A 16,426-nucleotide genomic window follows, 5' to 3' on the forward strand; every position below is an offset into this window, starting at 1 on the left:
AGGCAAATCATTAGGCGAAACAGTCTCAAAACGCTCATGATATATTGCTTGCGCTTGCTGCTCTAAATTATCGTTTACCTGATATGGAGGATATACCATGTTTGATAAAGTTCAGGAGAGCTTGAAAAGAAGCAAAGACGAGCGCCAGAAAAAGCGGCTTGAAAAGGAACGGCTTCGTCTTGAGAAAGCCGCAGCAGAAGCAGCTCGTGAGGAAGAGCGGCTTCAACAGGAGGCTCAAAAGATACAGACTGAAAAAGAACGCCTTCTCTCCCTTGATGACAAGGGGCTGATGGTTGAGCTAATTTTGGCAATGCGTGGCTTATACGCGCAGATCGAGGATATTCAATTTCAGCAGATAACATTAACTTCGAGAATCGAAGATATTGAGTCGGACATCTCTTCCATACGCAGTGATATTTCAGATTTGGAAAGCAGACTGGGCTCGTCCGATCAGTAAGACTCAATGAAGGAGGCGCAGACGTGATTATTTCACCACAATCTCTTGATACAAACCTAAGTCAGCTTTTAGCGGAAGTTAAGTCCGGCTCAATGCAGTTGCCGGAGTTTCAGCGCGACTGGACTTGGGATGATAGCCGAATTAGAGGCATTATCGCCAGCTTATCACAGGGTTATCCTATGGGTGCCATCATGCGGCTGCAATACGGCAATCCGGACATCCAATTCAAATACCGTACAATTACGGGCGTAAAAGGCGTTTCTGTGAAGCCGGAGCATTTGATTCTCGATGGTCAGCAGCGGCTTACTTCAATTTATCAGGCAACATCCTCTAAAGAGCCGGTCTCGACCAAAACAGAAAAAGGCAAGGCTATTAAGCGTTATTACTATCTCTCAATGGAGAAGTGCCTCGACGATGATGAGGATCGTTTTGATGCTGTCCTCTCCATCCCCGAAGACCGTAAGATTAAAGAGAACTTTGACCGGGATGTGAAGCTCGATCTCTCCACCAGAGAATATGAATACGAGAACAAGCTGTTTCCGGTCAATATCGTATTCGACAGCAACGCAGTTATGGACTGGTTCATGGGCTACATGACGCACTACGGAATGAAGCCGGAAGCAATGGACGAGTTCAAGCGTTTCCAAGCGGATGTGCTGAATACAATTTCCGGGTATAAGCTGCCTGTGATTACACTGGACAAGTCCACGCCGCGAGAGGCAGTGTGCAAGGTGTTTGAGAACGTCAATACTGGCGGTGTTCCTCTCACGGTGTTTGAGCTTGTTACCGCAACTTATGCCACAAGAGACTTTGACCTGAGAAAAGACTGGGTGCAGTGTCGAAATACAATTTGCGGTTTCGGTGACACGCTGAGAACAGACTTGTTCGATGGGATTGATGAGACTACCTTCCTGACAACGGTTTGTCTCTATACAAGCTATTTGAACAAGCAGTCTGGAAAGACAAACACAATCTCCTGCAAAAAGAAAGATGTTCTGGGACTTCCTTATGAATCGTACATAGCGAACCGGGATGCAGTGCTGTCTGGGTTCAAAATCGCAAAGGAGTTTCTTCTTCGTGATCAGTGCGTTTTCCGTCAAAGAGATTTGCCCTATACAACGCAGTTGATTCCACTTGCGGCAATCTGCGCTGTTCTCGGAAAATCCAAATGCAATGAGCCAAACACAATCAAAACTCTTTCTCGGTGGTATTGGTGCGGGATTTTGGGTGAGATGTATGGCGGTGCGAACGAAACCCGCTATGCCTATGACATTGAGGACATGGTTGAAGAGGTCAATGGACGTCCGAATGCAATGCACACGATTAACAGCGCAGTCTTTTCTTCTACGCGGCTGCTAACCCTTCAAACTCGCTTGAGCGCGGCATATAAAGGTATAATGGCTCTTCTTTACAAGGAGAAGTGTCGTGACTTTATGAACAACACGACGATTGACATTGTAAACAGTATGCTTGAGTCTCCGGATATTCACCATATATTCCCCGAAGCATATTGCGAGAAAATGGGCATCAAGCGCGAACGGTATAATTCCATCATTAACAAGACCCCGATTCTTCCAGCCACCAACCGCTCGATTGGCGGAAATGCGCCGAGTGAGTATCTGGGGGCAATTCTAAAGAAGGTTGATGGACTGACCGAGAATGAGTTGCAAGCACGGGTGGAATCGCACTTTATCAACTATGCAGAATTGAAGGCAGATGACTTCAATGGCTATTTCATCGACAGAGCAAAAAGCCTTCTAAACCTAATTGAAAAAGCGATGAATAAGCCCGTCACTGACAGAGATGCAGAAAACACGCTGGATCAGTTCGGGGCGAGTCTGGCGTAAAAGGGAGTGACAAACTATGGCAGGATATTTTACAGAATCAAATTACGAGAACGCTGTCTTGCAGCTTCTCAATGAAGAACTGGGCTATAACTATATCTATGGACCGGACGTGGAGCGCGATTATCACTCGCCGCTTTATGAGGATGTTCTGCTACCTTCCTTGCAGCGGATCAACAAGAGCCTGCCTATGGACGCTCTGACGGAGGCAATCTATAAGCTCAAGAACTTTGAAACCGGAACGCTTTTGCAGAAGAACATGGTCTTTATGGACTACCTCCAAAACGGAGTCCCGGTAAAATACTATGACAAGGGTGAAGAACGCTCTACCCTTGTTTACCTTGTAGACTTCAAAAATCCTGCCAGTAACGAGTTCACAGTTGCGAATCAATGGACTTTCATTGAGAACTCCGAAAAAAGACCAGATGTGATTCTCTTTGTCAATGGTCTCCCACTCGTCATTGTGGAGTTGAAGTCTCCGTCCCGCGAAGAAACCGATGCTTCCGCAGCATACCGCCAGCTCCGGAACTATATGTATGAGATCCCCTCTATGTTCATTTATAATGCGGTATGTGTCATGAGCGACTTGACCACTTCAAAGGCTGGTACAATCACGTCCGGCGAAGACCGCTTTATGGAGTGGAAAACAACAGACGGCAGCTATGAGAATACGCAACACGCATCATTTGACACATTCTTTGTAGGACTGTTTGAGAAGACCCGCTTCCTTGACATCGTGAAAAACTTCATCTGCTTTAATGTGGATGGACAGAATACTTTCAAGATACTCGCCGGGTATCATCAGTATTTCGCAGTCAAAAAGGCGATTGAGTCTACAAAACACGCAACCGTGACGGACGGTAAGGGTGGCGTCTTCTGGCATACACAGGGCAGCGGAAAATCGTTGTCTATGGTCTTCTATGCTCATTATCTGCAAGAAGCGTTAGAAAGCCCCACTATCGTTGTCATTACCGACCGTAACGATCTGGACGACCAGCTTTACGGACAATTCGCCCGCTGCAAGGACTTCCTCCGGCAAACGCCGCAGCACGCTGAGAGCCGCAAGAATCTGAAAGAACTGCTTGCAAACAGACAGGCAAACGGCATAATCTTCACGACCATGCAGAAGTTTGAAGAAAGCAACGAAGCTCTTTCGGAGCGTCGGAACATTATCGTGATGGCTGATGAAGCGCATCGTGGGCAATATGGTCTCAATGAGAAGGTTGTGGTCAAGCAGAAGGACAACGGCGAAGTCGAGGCGAAAACCGTTATCGGCACTGCCCGCATTATAAGAGACACGCTTCCTAATGCGACCTACATTGGATTCACCGGAACACCGATCTCCACAAAAGACCGCAGTACACGAGAGGTCTTCGGTGATTACATCGACATCTATGATATGACACAGGCAGTTGAAGATGGCGCGACCAGACCCGTCTACTACGAGAGCCGTGTGATTCACCTGAAACTCGACGAGAACACCCTCCATCTGATCGATAATGAGTATGACATTATGGCTGACAACGCCGATCCGTATGTCATTGAAAAGAGCAAAAAGGAACTTGGTCAGATGGAAGCAATCCTCGGTGCCGACCAGACGATCAATTCCTTGGTAAATGACATTCTTGATCATTACGAGAATTACCGTGAGAATATCCTAACCGGCAAGGCGATGATCGTTGCTTATTCGCGTCCCATAGCAATGAAGATTTATAAGCGCATTCTTGAGCTACGCCCAGCGTGGACGGAAAAGATTGCAGTGGTCATGACGCAAGGCAATAACGATCCCGAAGAATGGCGTGAGATTATCGGCAACAAAGCTCATAAGGACGATATGGCGCGGAAATTCAAAGACAACAACTCTCCGCTGAAAATCGCCATCGTCGTGGATATGTGGCTGACCGGCTTTGATGTTCCCTCCCTTGCTACGATGTATGTCTATAAGCCGATGGCTGGACACAACCTGATGCAAGCTATCGCCCGCGTCAATCGTGTCTTCAAAGATAAAGAAGGCGGTTTGGTTGTCGATTACGTCGGTATTGCGGCTGCACTGAAACAGGCAATGAACGACTATACTGCCAGAGACAAGAAGAACTATGGTGATACAGATGTAAGCAAGGCTGCATATCCGAAGTTCCTTGAAAAGCTCTCTATTTGCAGAGATTTGTTCCACGGATTCAGTTATGAGAAATTCATGACCGGAAGCGACCTCGACAGGGCGAAGCTCATCAGCGGCGGAGTGAACTTCATACTCGGCAAGAGTGTTGCAGAGTACGAGCTTCCCGACCATGAGAAGACACAGAATGTGTTTATCAAAGAAGCCCTGCTTCTCAAGCAGGCACTTTCGCTGTGCAGCAGCTTGGTAGACGAGCAAACTCGCATGGAGGCAGCTTTCTTCGAGTCCGTAAGAACAATGACCGTGCGCTTGGTTTCAGGCGGTACCGGAAAGAAGTTTACGCTTCCGGAAGTAAATGAGCGCATTAACGAGCTTTTGAAGCACAGCATCAAGAGCGAAGGTGTTATCAACCTCTTCTCCGATGTCCAGACTGAGTTTTCGTTGTTCGATCCGAAGTTTCTTGAAGAAGTGGCAAACATGAAGGAGAAGAATCTTGCAGTCGAACTCTTGAAAAAACTGATTTCCGAACAGGTCTCTGTTTACCGTCGAACAAATATTGTCAAGTCTGAAAAGTTCTCCGAAATCATTCAGAACGCAATGAACCGCTATTTGAACGGAATGCTGACCAACGAGGAAGTCATTCAAGAATTACTCAAGCTGGCGAAAGACATTGCCGCTGCTGCCGCCGAGGGTGAAAAACTCGGATTGACAGCGGACGAGCTTGCTTTCTATGATGCCCTCACAAAGCCGCAAGCAATCAAGGACTTTTACGAGCATGACGAGCTTATTGCTATCACGAAAGAACTGACAGATTTGCTTCGCAAAAACCAGACAATAGACTGGCAAAAGAAAGAGAGCGCAAGAGCTGGAATGCGCCGCCTGGTCAAAAGGTTGCTGAAAAAACACAAATATCCTCCAGAGGGTATGGATGATGCTGTCCAGACTGTCATGAGCCAGTGTGAGATGTGGACGGACAATGTAATGACCGCTTAACTCCCCTACGAGAAAGGAGTAGATCATGGGCAATTCAGTCATGTTGAATGGAATCGAATATGCCGGAGAACAGATTGCCTACAAAGACAGCACCTATGAGCTTGTGTCAAAGGTCGCTTACCTGATCGGCGTCCCGCTTCGTATTTTCCAAAATGAACACGAGCCGCCGAAGATAGAGATATACAACCGGCTTGAACAGGATAAAAATGCCCGTATCATTCGTAATCTATGTATCATCCGCACCGCCATTGAGCGCAACTACCGGAAAATAAATGACATCATGCGAATGGAGTATCGAGGGCTGCTTTCAATGCCAGAGATCATCCCGGCTTCCAGTATGCAGCAGCTTTCAAATGACGGAATCAGCTTTATAAAAAAGTCGAGTACAAAGCTCTGCCACCACATTATCGAGATCAACCGGCTGATTTCAGACCGCATTAACAACTGCAAGAGCCTCTTTCCAATCTGGATTAACTGGGCGTACATAAAAGAGCTGTTCATCATGCCAAACGGTTTGACAGAGGACGGAACGAAAGATGCTGCCGATATTTATTACGCAAGTCTCTCCTACTACCCCTATCAAATGTATATCAACTGGGTACCGATGGACGAGGGTAATGTCCTCTATAATGATAAGAAGTTTGCTACCCTGCTTTATCAATGGCATTGCGACGCCTTCACGGAATACAGTAAAGTCTCTGATGCAGGGGCTTTTGTAAAAAACAATATCTACGACTTCATAGATGACAGCGAGAAAACCGTATTGGTGGTGGACTGCGAAAACTCCGACCCGTACAAACTGTGTGCCACGCTCAAAAATCTTGATTATGAGGTCATGCAAAAGATTACGGCGATCATTCTCTTTGATGACGTACACACCGCTACGGCATGGCGGATTCTTGAAAACTACACCCGCATTCCCGTTGAGCATATCATGATTGAGCGGATCAAGCAGAACAAATCACTGGTAGACATCAAGCTCACCGCAAGAGCCTGTCAGGAACACTACCAGAAGCAAGTGGATTCCTTCGTCATCGTCTCAAGCGATTCCGACTACTGGGGGCTGATCTCTTCCTTACCGGATGCCAGATTCCTTGTCATGATTGAGCGGGAAAAATGCGGACCGGATATGAAGGCAGCACTTGCAGAATCCGGGATATTCTACTGCTATCTGGATGACTTCTACTCCGGCAACAGCGAGGACATCAAGAAAAACGCACTGTTCAAGGAGATGTACCGCTGGATTGACAACTCCGTTCACCTGAACGTCAACGATATGTTTGATGCAGCTCTGCGAAACACGAGGATCGAAATGTCTCCCGCAGAGCGGCGGCAGTTCTATGAGAAGCACATCAAGCACATGACGCTGACCATCGACGAGAACGGAAACGTCAGCATTGAACTGAAACGCGGATAGCCTTGGTTTCTATTCCGGGAGGAATGTGGATGGACAACAGATTCTATTTTGGATTCAATACATCGGAGGAACGGAAAAAGCGCAGAAAAGCAGAGCTGTACTCCATGAGTGAGCAAGTCAGCACCTTCTTTTGGGATGAAGCCCCGCAGCATGGATTGGAAATGCGTGAAGGACAGCAGGATATGTCATTTGAGATTGTGGACGCCCTCATAAACGACCAGCACTTTGCGATTGAAGCTGGCGTGGGCATTGGCAAGTCCTTTGGCTATCTTGTGCCGGTGCTGCTGTACAGCAAACGCATGAACAAGCCGGTCATCATCGCAACCTCGACCATTGCGCTTCAAGAACAGCTCTGGCGCGATGTCCACGCGGTAATGCCCCTTCTTGGGCTGAACAGAGATGTCATCCTCGCAAAAGGACAGACCCATTATCTCTGCAACAAACGCGCAGACGAGTATATGTGTGACCCGAAAGCAGACCCACCGGACGCGCTCAAAGAAGGAATCCAGCAGGGGTATGAGGAACGCAAGGATTTCCCGGAGGTTTTGCCGCAAGGCGTCTGGGACAAGGTAAACGTGCAGCGGTTCAGCATGAAGAATTGCGGCTCCTGCGAAAAGAAATGCAAGTATTACAAGGTCCGTGCATCGTTAAAATACACGGACGGTGTTGTTCTGTGCAATCAGGACTTTCTTACCCAGCATCTCATGAAACTACGACGCGGGCAGGACGGACTGATTAACGCCGCCGCTGATCTGCTTGTCGTGGATGAAGCGCACAACTTGGATGATAAGGTGCGGAGTGCCACAACGGAGCGTTTCGGGCAAGGTATGCTCTTTGGAATGATTAAAAGCGCATTCTATGAACTGCGACCCTCTGACCAAAGCAGTGTGTCCGGTGAAAAGCGAGAGGCAGAGAGCGCAATCATCGCCTTCTATAACTGCCTGAAAGCACAAGTTCAAAAGCAGATCGACGATGCAGATCAGGATATGCGCTACGCTGACCGCTTTTTCTTTGACCAAAGCGGCAGTGCGATTGAACTGCTTACCGAGATGAACGCCGCCATACACAACCTTTCGTCCAGCATTCAGATTTATTCCAGCATGGATTTCAGAAACAACCGTTCCTTTGCTGCCTCTGATGATCTGGATGCCGTCAGCGAGTCCCTTTCAGAGCTTCTTGACCGGATAGATGATATGCTGATCTGGATTGAGCAGCACGGCAGCAACACGGAACTCGTCTATTGCCCTAAAAACACAAAAGAAATTGTGAGCCGCCTATACTTCAATGGTGATGAAAGAACCATCTTGACCTCTGCCACGCTGACGAACGCCACGAGCGGGTCTCTGGAAGAACAGTATTCTTACTTTATCAGCAATACCGGCTTTCCCGCTGGTGATCGCGGCTGCTTATCCGAGCCAAAGCCTTCCCCATATCCATACGATGAACACGCCATGATCTACTATTGCGACGATCTCCCGCACCCGACCAGAGAACATGAAGCCTTCATTGAAAAGGGTGTGGAGCGGCTGCTTGAGATCCTGAGCATTTCCAATGGAAAGGCACTCGTGCTGTTTACGGCAAAGACCGACATGGAAGAGGTCTACTCCATTCTCAGTGAGAAAAATCTTCCGTACAAAATCCTGATGCAGCAGCCGGGATCGTCGCAGGACAAGGTGCTGCTTGAGTTTAAGGAAGATACGAACTCCGTACTTCTGGGGACGGGTGCATATTGGGAAGGAATCAGCATTGAAGGAAAAAGCCTTTCCAATGTCATCATTTTCCGGCTTCCGTTCCCTGTCCCCGATCCAATTATCGAGTATAAGTGTTCCGTCGCAAAGGATGCCCTGATGGATGTCCGCGTTCCCGAAATGATTATCAAGCTCAAGCAAGGTATCGGGCGATTGATCCGCAATTTCACAGACACCGGCATTGTCTGCATTATCGACCGAAGACTGCGGGACGAGCCGCCGGAACGCTATCATGACATTACATGGGACTCCCTGCCTATCAAAAATCGGACAAGCAGTTTGGGCGAACTTAGGAAGTTTTACGAAGGTCTGCCCTCAGCCAAGGAATGATGATACAAACGGCAGTCTCTTCGGAAACATAGAGCAGCCCCCCAAAAAACGACAATCAGAAAACGGAGGTGTATCATGTTGTACAATGAAAATCTGCACGAAGAAGAACAACATCTGATCCAGCAGATTGCCGAGCAAACAGAGAGAGGTAAAATCGGCTGGGAACTGACGGAGTATAATCCGCTGTCATTTCTGAATGAGGACAAGATAGACAAAAACCCAGCAGTAATCTGTCAGTCCTTCTCCTTTGAAGCGATCATCGGCGGCTCCCGTTTCGAGCTTGATGTCATGGAGAATATTGATGTGCCGTCCGGTATGGGAGACTACACCATAACCTTGACGCGGGATGAAACCGAAAATTATCTTAAAATTGAGGATGCGCTTTCCTTTGACTGTGACCGCTATGAATGCACACCGGAGGAAGTCGCAGAGCGATTTGCGGACAGCCCCATTGTCCGTCTCTGCAACGCTATCATTCCTGCCACGCTTGGGCAGGAGGATTTAGAAGAGGTCTTCACATGGGCAAGGTTTTTCAACGAGACTGGCATTTCTGCAAAGCTAATGAATCATCCGCTGACCAAGCTCTGTGAAAAGCTGTTCGACGAACACCGTTTGATGGACTTCCATCGCGGCATCTTGGATGTGGACTATCGAAAGCTGCTCCTAAATGAACTGGCTCATAACTAAGACACGGAAAAACGCCCCCGACACTGTGCCAGACGCACAGTGCCGGGGGCGTTCCCGTTTCCAGCGATTTATTTTTCCCTCGGCAATGGACTGTCCATAAGGTGACACTTTCCGTTTTGCGATGCCGCGAAAATTCGATGTGTTCCATGGAGATGTTCACTGGGCAGCATACGCCGTACACGTTTCCAATAATCACTGAGCAGTGCAATGGGTATTCGCTATCGGGAAATACTTCACGGTTTTCACAACGCTTGATTCAGAAGGGATTTTTTTGCCTTATTCCCGCGTGACATCAAGGGAAACCGGATTGATGACGATGACGGTCTTGCCCTTTTTGTGGGCATATCTCACGGTATTCCCGGTACCGCTGGGACATCCATTCCATACTGCGAGAATATAATCGGCGTGATCGACCATGTACCGATTTCTCTTGTCCATGCAGTCCGACGTGTACTCCCGTTGCAGCATGGTCTCCTTGTCACACTTTGCCGCGATATTATAATACCGTTCCCGTGAAGCCACAGACCATTTGATCGCTTGTGTCTCACAAGGGATTGCACTTTCCAGAGTAATGTGAGGGTATTTTGATTTCAAATCGAGTACAATTTCCGCAGCGTACATATCGACGCCAAGAGCCATGCCGGTAATAAAATGCGTGACGCCCTCGTTCTCGATGAGTGCTACAATCTGATCCCGCATAACAGATTTCAAAGAAGTACAACGCTTATCGGATTCATCAAAGCCGAACGGAAGACTCTGCGGTCTATGACCGGTAAACGCACAAGTCTTGCCTTGAACGGATTGCTTTTCAGCTTTTTGAGCAGACTTTCTAAACTCAATAATGCGCGACATGACACCCCTTCTTTCACTCTTTTGGTAGGTAACTCCATTCTATCACCCTCATCACGGACAGTCAACGCATTGTCGTTAGTAAAATTAACGACAGCGTGCCGTGGATAATGACACCGCCGTTAGGTACACTAAATGCAAAGGTGGTGAGGCTATGCGAGAGAAGAAGGACATCAATATTGAAATCGGCGGCAATATTCAAGTGGCAAGAGAACAGGCGGGCTATACGCAGGACACGCTCTCAGAAATGCTTGGCATGACGCCGAATCACCTGAGCGCTATTGAGCGTGGTGCTTCCGGTATTTCTCTTGAAGCCTTGCAGCGTCTTTGCCGTTTGCTGGGCGTCAGTGCGGACCGAATTATCTTTGGGACCGATGAGCCAGAAGCGGAAGCCCTTGCGCTTGCCAGACGTATTTCGGATATAAAGCCGGAATACCGGCAACAGGTTCAAGAGCTGCTGTCCGCTATTTTGAATATGTCATAATATGTCATAAAAAAAGAGCCTCTGCCGACACCCAAACTGGGCATCGACAGAGGCTTTTGGTTCGTTTTCCGGGCATTCAAACAAGTGCCGAAATCGACACTTATTCTCGCTCTATTGCTGGAACTGTGCGGGGAATAAAATCACACTTGGCGGTCATTCCTCGTCGCTCTGAGGCTTGCAATCACAGACTTTTTCGACCCCTAACTGTCTACACCGCGATGCCTTGCGGGAGAAGTGCGGACAGGCGATGAGATCCGCACGGAAGCTCTGCTTGCAGCTATGGACGCAGCGGACGCAGAAGCGGTTATACTTCCGGCGTCCGCTGTCCCCGATGAAGAACGACCACTCCTGCCGCCATTTCTGACTTCTGCTCACAGCTCAATCTCTCCTTTGTGCTTTTTGGGTGAGCGCACACTCTGCGGAGTGGCATTCCTTCTGCTTTACAGCCTTTGCAGACTCGAGTCTGTCCATGATGGAGGACTTCTCGCCGGTTTCGGGGGCTTTGACCTCTGCGGTCTTGTCCTCCTTCGGACCGTTGTTGATGATCCCATCGATCATGCCGTAGTCATCCTCCATCGTCATCTCTGCCGCCTTGAGATAGTTTTCCTTCTCAAGAGCTGCCATCCAGCTTTCTTTGCTGATACCGAGCATTCCGCCCTTTGCCGCATGGTCGGCAATCTCCTTGGCATCTACGCACAAGCCCTCGGTGTTATCCGAATAGAGACGGTAAATCTCGCAGCCCTTCTCCATCGCCTTTTCAGCCGCCTCCTGACCGGCGGGAAGAACGCCAGCCCATGCGTAGCCATAGTCCTTCATATCCTGAACGGAGAGCGTAGGATCGGGCATTTCCGGCACTTCCTTGACCTCAAGGTCGAGAAGGCGGAGCGTGTCATCGTCAAAGCCATTGTAGACATCATCAAGGACGAGCTTGCCGCGATCATCGACGATGATGCAAGCCGCCTCGTCGCCGTAGGTGTCATGCTCCATCAAATAAAAGCTGTGACCGCCGACCTCGTGCCGGTCAATGGTGTGCCACGTCCCGATGTGACCGGCAACCGCCAGACCGGAGGTATCAGCGTTCATCTCAAAGTCTTTCTGTTCGATGCTCTCCTGCTTCTGCTGTTCCTTCGAGATCATGGGGATCGCCACAATCTTATCGCCCAGCTTGACAAACTGCTCCGGAACCTTGAAATGGTCAGAGAACTTCTGCATCTGCTCTACGGTCAGAGAGCCGAAGCTGTCATCCGTCAAGCCAACTACCATGAATGTTCCGGCAACAACATCGTAGATGTCACCGTCCTCATCACGCAGAGCGCGGTTCAGGGGCAGACCTTCCAGTTTGCCTTCCTCGTTGCAGACTAAGGCAACCGGGTCTTCGTAGGGGTAAATCGCCTCGATGTAGCCGCCGACCTCATGCTGCAAGGACTCCAGACCGGAGTCAATCTCCTTCACATAAGGCTCCTTTCCCGGCTCAACGACGAGAACTGCAATAGTGCTGTCACGCTCGGCGGCTTCCCCTGAGCCGGTGATCCGGTATTCGTCGGGAATATCATCCAGCTCACCGTTAAACTGCCTGTCCCAGCGTTCGCTTGCGACACGGACATAGCCCTCATCGGTGAAGCGTCCCTGCTCATCCATCGCAATGTCTCGCCCATAGCGTTCATAGTCGATGTAATTTGCCAGAGGTCCGAGATCCTTTTCGGAGTAGATACCGGCTTCGTGGGCGTAATAATAGCCGAGATCGGATTCGTCGTTGATACCGGGCATGATGTCGTAGCAGTCCAGATTGAACGTCAGGTTGATGAGATCGTCGATGTCGCTGACCTCATCGCACCCGGCTTCTATAATGGCAACGAGCTTTTCCTGATCGCTCAGGGAAAGCTCGTCAATCAAGGCGGCGAGATAGTTGAGCTTATCAAGGCTCTCGTACTCGCCAAGCATCTTCTGAACGCCATAGATCGGGCATTCGTAGTCAGTGATAAACCATTCTTCGTAGGGCTGACCGAAATCATCCTGCTTGCCGATCCCGATGCGCTCAAAGACCTTCTGCATCTCTTCCTCTGTGGTGGGCAGCTTCACCCACTCACCGACCAGCATACCCTCGTTGTACTTGCCAAGGTTCGTGACGAAGGCTTCAAAATCACCGTCTAATACGGGCATAGGCATCCTCCTTTCAGTCATCTACCATGCCGTCCGGCATGATATACAGTTTCTCAAACTCCGTGTCCGTCATGGCTTCGAGCTTCCGGATGGTCTTATACATCAGCTCTGCGATCTCGCCGTCCATGTCGTTCAGGGTGACGCCCTTCATATCGTCGATCAGCCGCTTGCGGCTGGACGTGTTGAAGCAGCACATCAGGTTGATTTCTTCCACGGTAAAATTCTTCATATCAGAGTTCCATATCCTTTCCTTTGTTTTTCTGCGGCTTCGGTGTGTGGGGCGGCGGGGCTTTCTGCGCGGATTTCAGCTTGTCGCGGATGGATTCACGGGCAGCGGGCTTCTTCGGAACGGTGTCATAGACGGCAATACCGGCATCCTCCACATACAAGCGGACATACTGGATGCTTTCCGAAAAGCGGACGGGGCGGTTCTTGTCCTCAATGTTGGTCAGCCGGACTTCATCAGCGGCAAAATCAACCGCGTCAATCCTGCACTTGATGCCATCCATATTCAGCGTCGCGCCGACAGGAATGTAATCTGCGGCTTTGAGTTCCTTAAAGGTCTCGCCGTCCTTGCTGAGAAAGATATCCGCGCCGGACTGCCAGAGCTTCTTTGAAGCTGCTACCCACGCAGCTTCACGGAAGCCCGTCACCGGCATAGAGGGCTTGCCGCGTACCTTCTTCTCAAGGAGCTTCGTGCCGAGCAAGGGCGCGGCTTTCTCTGCGTCCTTGCCGTACAGCTCAAAATAGCCGTTTTGAGCAAAGCAAACCAGCGCGTCCGGATGCGCCTTTTTGACCGCTTCGTACTTGCGGAGTTCAGAGATGGACAGAGGCGAAAGCACCTCTGTCCTCTCTGCCTCCGGCAGTCTGTCACGGCGGCTTTTCTGCTTGGACAGCACTTCCGCCAGAGCATCCGCGTCCTTCGGGAGCGTCTGGTAGGTTTTGACGCCGCCATGCTCACCGACCAGAGACATTGCTGCATCGAAGCTGCTGCGGCAGGGTGCGTCCAGCACATAGCCGTCTGCGAAGGTCAGCCGGTCATGATCCGGCGCAATCGAGTTCTGCGCCACATTTGCCGCCTGTTCCCGGTAGTTGATCTCAAAGGCATCTCCGAAGACCTTGCCGCGCTTAACGGCTTTCGGGACAATAACGCGGGCAATGCACTCGTCGTAGGTCTGTTCCGCGTAAAAGCGGAAGGTGTTGTGATCCCGCGTCCCCTGAATGAAGACCTGATTTTCGTTGAGACAGTGCGTTCCATGCGGACGGCAGAACCACATCAGTGTTTTGTCTTCGGGATTTTGGCTTTCGGCAGCGCGGCGGATGATGCGCTTGTCGATGTCGAAGTCTTCCTTGTAGCTGTCTACATGACTGTCCACGAGCTTCTGCAGCTCCGCGATGATGTCAACGTCTGTGTATTTCTTCATGCGTCTCCTTTCTCACAACTCCATGTCGTGCGTTTTGGATTTGACCGGAGACTTCTTCTCCGGCTGCTGTTTTGCGGCAGCTTTGAGCTGATCGCGGATAGAGGGTTTTTCCTGCTTCTGCTCCTGCTTGACGTATTCCAGCGTCGGCAGCAGCTCACGATAGCAGCCCTGTGTTTTCCTCGCCGCATGACGGCGATGGATTTTGAACAGCGGCTCACCGTTCTGCGTAACCGTGTTGCCCTCGATCCTGACGCCGTTCCGTGCCAGCAGATTGAAGGAATGGTTAGAGGCGCGATAGGACGCCCGCATTCCGTCGTTGTTATAGGCAATCTGCCCCTTGAGCGTGTCCATGACGGCGGCTTTGATTTCCTTCTCTTCGGCGGTCAGACGGTGTGCCTTCGGTGCTTGCGCTGCTTCCTCCGGCAAGGGGACAACGGGAGGCTTGACCTCCACGGTTTTTACCTCAATAGAGGTAATCTCATCGCTTTCCCATGCAACGACCTCCGGGTCTCTTTCCTCTGTTTTCTCAGAAGTGACTTCCTTTTGAGCTTCGGTCTGCTGGCGGAACGCATCGACGAAAAGGGCGGTCAGTCCGGGATTGGGTTTATCCACAAGGAAGCGGGAGGCATTCTCCGGACAGACCTCAACGCTCTTCGTCCATTCCTTGAGGGGCTGCGGAATACGCCCGTCAGAGTCTTTCTGCTGGATGGTGTTTGCGAGGACATACCGGACGCGCTCCGGAGAGAACTGCTCAATGACGCTTTTCACGGCAGCATCCGCATCCAGCCGATTGTCTCCGTAGTTAGAACTGATTGCCGCCTCAATCGCACGGCGGCATTCCACGTTTGCGGCGAGAGAAGCACGATATGCGTCCATCTCACCGGCTTCATAGGCGTAATTCGCCGTCTCGCGGTAAATGGGGACTTCCGGCTTTTCCTCCGAAACAGCTTCCTTTACGGGAGCTTCGACTTCCATCTCTGCGGACTGTGCTTTCTCTGCCAGCAGCACCTTGAGCTTGGCGTCAATGCCCTCGATCATCTCAGCCGCCGTCTTGCGGATGGTGTCCAGAGAGCTTTTCAGTTCCTTGGTTTCCTTGCCGGATGACCAACCGGCGATGTAACCGAAGGAGTAGTCCGATGTTTCAATGCCGTACCGTTGGCAGACGGTGTAGGCAACGCTTTCCGCTTCAACCTCCTTGGTGTGCCGATCCTTCTTATCTTCTGGCGCGGCTTTCTCATCCGGCTTGACGGCGTGGAGCTTTGCGTGGGCGATCTCGTGAATGGCGGTTTTGACCGTCTGGATTTCGCTCATGCCCTCCTGAATGGCAATGCGGCTTTCAACCGGCGAGAAGAATCCCTTTGCACCGCCCGGAATGTCCTCAAAGGAAATAGGGACGGGAGATTCCTGCCTGAGCGCGTCGAAGAACGCCTCGTAGTTTTCGACGGTGCCTTTCAGCTCATCGACGATAATGTCCGGAAGCTCCTTGCCGTCCGTCTGGGAAACATCAAAGACACTTACCACCTTGAAGGCAGGACGCAGGACCTCAACCGTTTCCGTGACAGCCTTCCCATCTGCGCCAATCACCGGCTTCTGCGTCAAAGGATCAATCTTCTCACGCTCTTCCTGCGCCTTGTACGGCGCGGGTGCAAGAATCTTGATGCCCTTTTCACCCTTCATGACCTGACGGTCAAAGTTGCGCTGCCACGAGGTATAACCGGCAACATAGGTTGCCTCCGGTTTCTGCATCGCAATGAGCAGCGTGTTGTTGAAGGAATAGTTGTAGAACTTGGACATCGTGCGGAGGTATTCCTTGAATCGCTCGGATTCAAAAAGCTCCTTGATGCCCTGTTCCAGCTTGTCCGTAATCTCGCGGACTTGCTGTGCATTTTTGTTTTCAGCCATCTCAAACCTCCATTT

12 protein-coding genes and 1 pseudogene are annotated in these 16,426 nt (G+C 50.3%); 7 read left to right on the forward strand and 6 right to left on the reverse strand.

Going from position 1 to position 16,426, the window contains the following annotated elements; all coding sequences use genetic code 11:
* The first annotated feature begins 97 nt into the window (after positions 1-97).
* The 6 genes from I2C21_RS16495 to I2C21_RS16520 all read left to right on the forward strand — a co-directional run bounded on the left by I2C21_RS16495 (position 98) and on the right by I2C21_RS16520 (position 9,592).
* On the forward strand, positions 98-457 hold the full coding sequence (locus I2C21_RS16495) for a hypothetical protein (RefSeq protein ID WP_118647555.1): 360 nt from the start codon (positions 98-100) through the stop codon (positions 455-457).
* A 23-nt stretch (positions 458-480) separates the two neighbouring features.
* Positions 481-2,304, forward strand: coding sequence for a GmrSD restriction endonuclease domain-containing protein (locus I2C21_RS16500; RefSeq protein ID WP_353654834.1), 1,824 nt, complete (start codon positions 481-483; stop codon positions 2,302-2,304).
* A 16-nt stretch (positions 2,305-2,320) separates the two neighbouring features.
* Positions 2,321-5,410 carry a type I restriction endonuclease subunit R gene (locus I2C21_RS16505; RefSeq protein WP_195279798.1) on the forward strand — a complete coding sequence of 1,030 codons (3,090 nt, stop codon included), beginning with the start codon at positions 2,321-2,323 and terminating at the stop codon, positions 5,408-5,410.
* Between the two features lie 25 nt (positions 5,411-5,435).
* Positions 5,436-6,827, forward strand: coding sequence for an NYN domain-containing protein (locus tag I2C21_RS16510; RefSeq protein WP_195279799.1), 1,392 nt, complete (start codon positions 5,436-5,438; stop codon positions 6,825-6,827).
* A 29-nt stretch (positions 6,828-6,856) separates the two neighbouring features.
* Positions 6,857-8,905, forward strand: a complete 2,049-nt coding sequence (locus tag I2C21_RS16515; protein WP_195279800.1) for an ATP-dependent DNA helicase — start codon at positions 6,857-6,859, stop codon at positions 8,903-8,905.
* Positions 8,906-8,980: 75 nt separating this feature from the next.
* A complete protein-coding gene (locus tag I2C21_RS16520; protein WP_147561345.1) occupies positions 8,981-9,592 on the forward strand; it encodes a hypothetical protein in 612 nt (203 codons plus the stop codon).
* A 276-nt stretch (positions 9,593-9,868) separates the two neighbouring features.
* Here I2C21_RS16520 and I2C21_RS16525 read toward each other — a convergent pair whose 3' ends face one another.
* Entirely contained in the window at positions 9,869-10,444 is a 576-nt protein-coding gene (locus tag I2C21_RS16525) for an SLOG family protein (protein WP_147561347.1), read from the reverse strand.
* A gap of 151 nt (positions 10,445-10,595) precedes the next feature.
* Here I2C21_RS16525 and I2C21_RS16530 point away from each other — a divergent pair, with 151 nt between their 5' ends.
* Positions 10,596-10,925: a helix-turn-helix domain-containing protein gene (locus tag I2C21_RS16530; protein WP_006573527.1), complete on the forward strand. Its 330-nt coding sequence runs from the start codon at positions 10,596-10,598 to the stop codon at positions 10,923-10,925.
* A gap of 153 nt (positions 10,926-11,078) precedes the next feature.
* Here the strand turns inward: I2C21_RS16530 and I2C21_RS16535 are convergent, their stop codons facing one another.
* The 5 genes and pseudogenes from I2C21_RS16535 to I2C21_RS17865 all read right to left on the reverse strand — a co-directional run bounded on the left by I2C21_RS16535 (position 11,079) and on the right by I2C21_RS17865 (position 16,411).
* The gene (locus I2C21_RS16535) at positions 11,079-11,300 is read right to left on the reverse strand and encodes a hypothetical protein (protein WP_021747349.1); all 222 of its coding nucleotides are present in this window, start codon (positions 11,298-11,300) and stop codon (positions 11,079-11,081) included.
* Positions 11,297-13,106, reverse strand: a pseudogene (locus I2C21_RS16540) (antirestriction protein ArdA). The gene I2C21_RS16535 and the pseudogene I2C21_RS16540 overlap by 4 nt, the downstream one beginning before the upstream one ends.
* Positions 13,099-13,314 carry a transposon-transfer assisting family protein gene (locus I2C21_RS16545; protein WP_033121895.1) on the reverse strand — a complete coding sequence of 72 codons (216 nt, stop codon included), beginning with the start codon at positions 13,312-13,314 and terminating at the stop codon, positions 13,099-13,101. The pseudogene I2C21_RS16540 and the gene I2C21_RS16545 overlap by 8 nt, the downstream one beginning before the upstream one ends.
* A 1-nt stretch (position 13,315) precedes the next feature.
* Entirely contained in the window at positions 13,316-14,509 is a 1,194-nt protein-coding gene (locus I2C21_RS16550) for a MutS N-terminal domain-containing protein (RefSeq protein WP_195279801.1), read from the reverse strand.
* A 12-nt stretch (positions 14,510-14,521) separates the two neighbouring features.
* Positions 14,522-16,411 (reverse strand): DUF3849 domain-containing protein, encoded by a 1,890-nt coding sequence (locus I2C21_RS17865; RefSeq protein ID WP_195279802.1) that lies wholly within the window; start codon positions 16,409-16,411, stop codon positions 14,522-14,524.
* Positions 16,412-16,426: the final 15 nt, after the last annotated feature.

Origin of the sequence: Clostridium sp. J1101437_171009_A5 (assembly GCF_015547905.1) — a bacterium.
In the GTDB taxonomy this organism is placed as follows: Bacteria; Bacillota; Clostridia; order Oscillospirales; family Oscillospiraceae; genus Pseudoflavonifractor_A; species Pseudoflavonifractor_A gallinarum.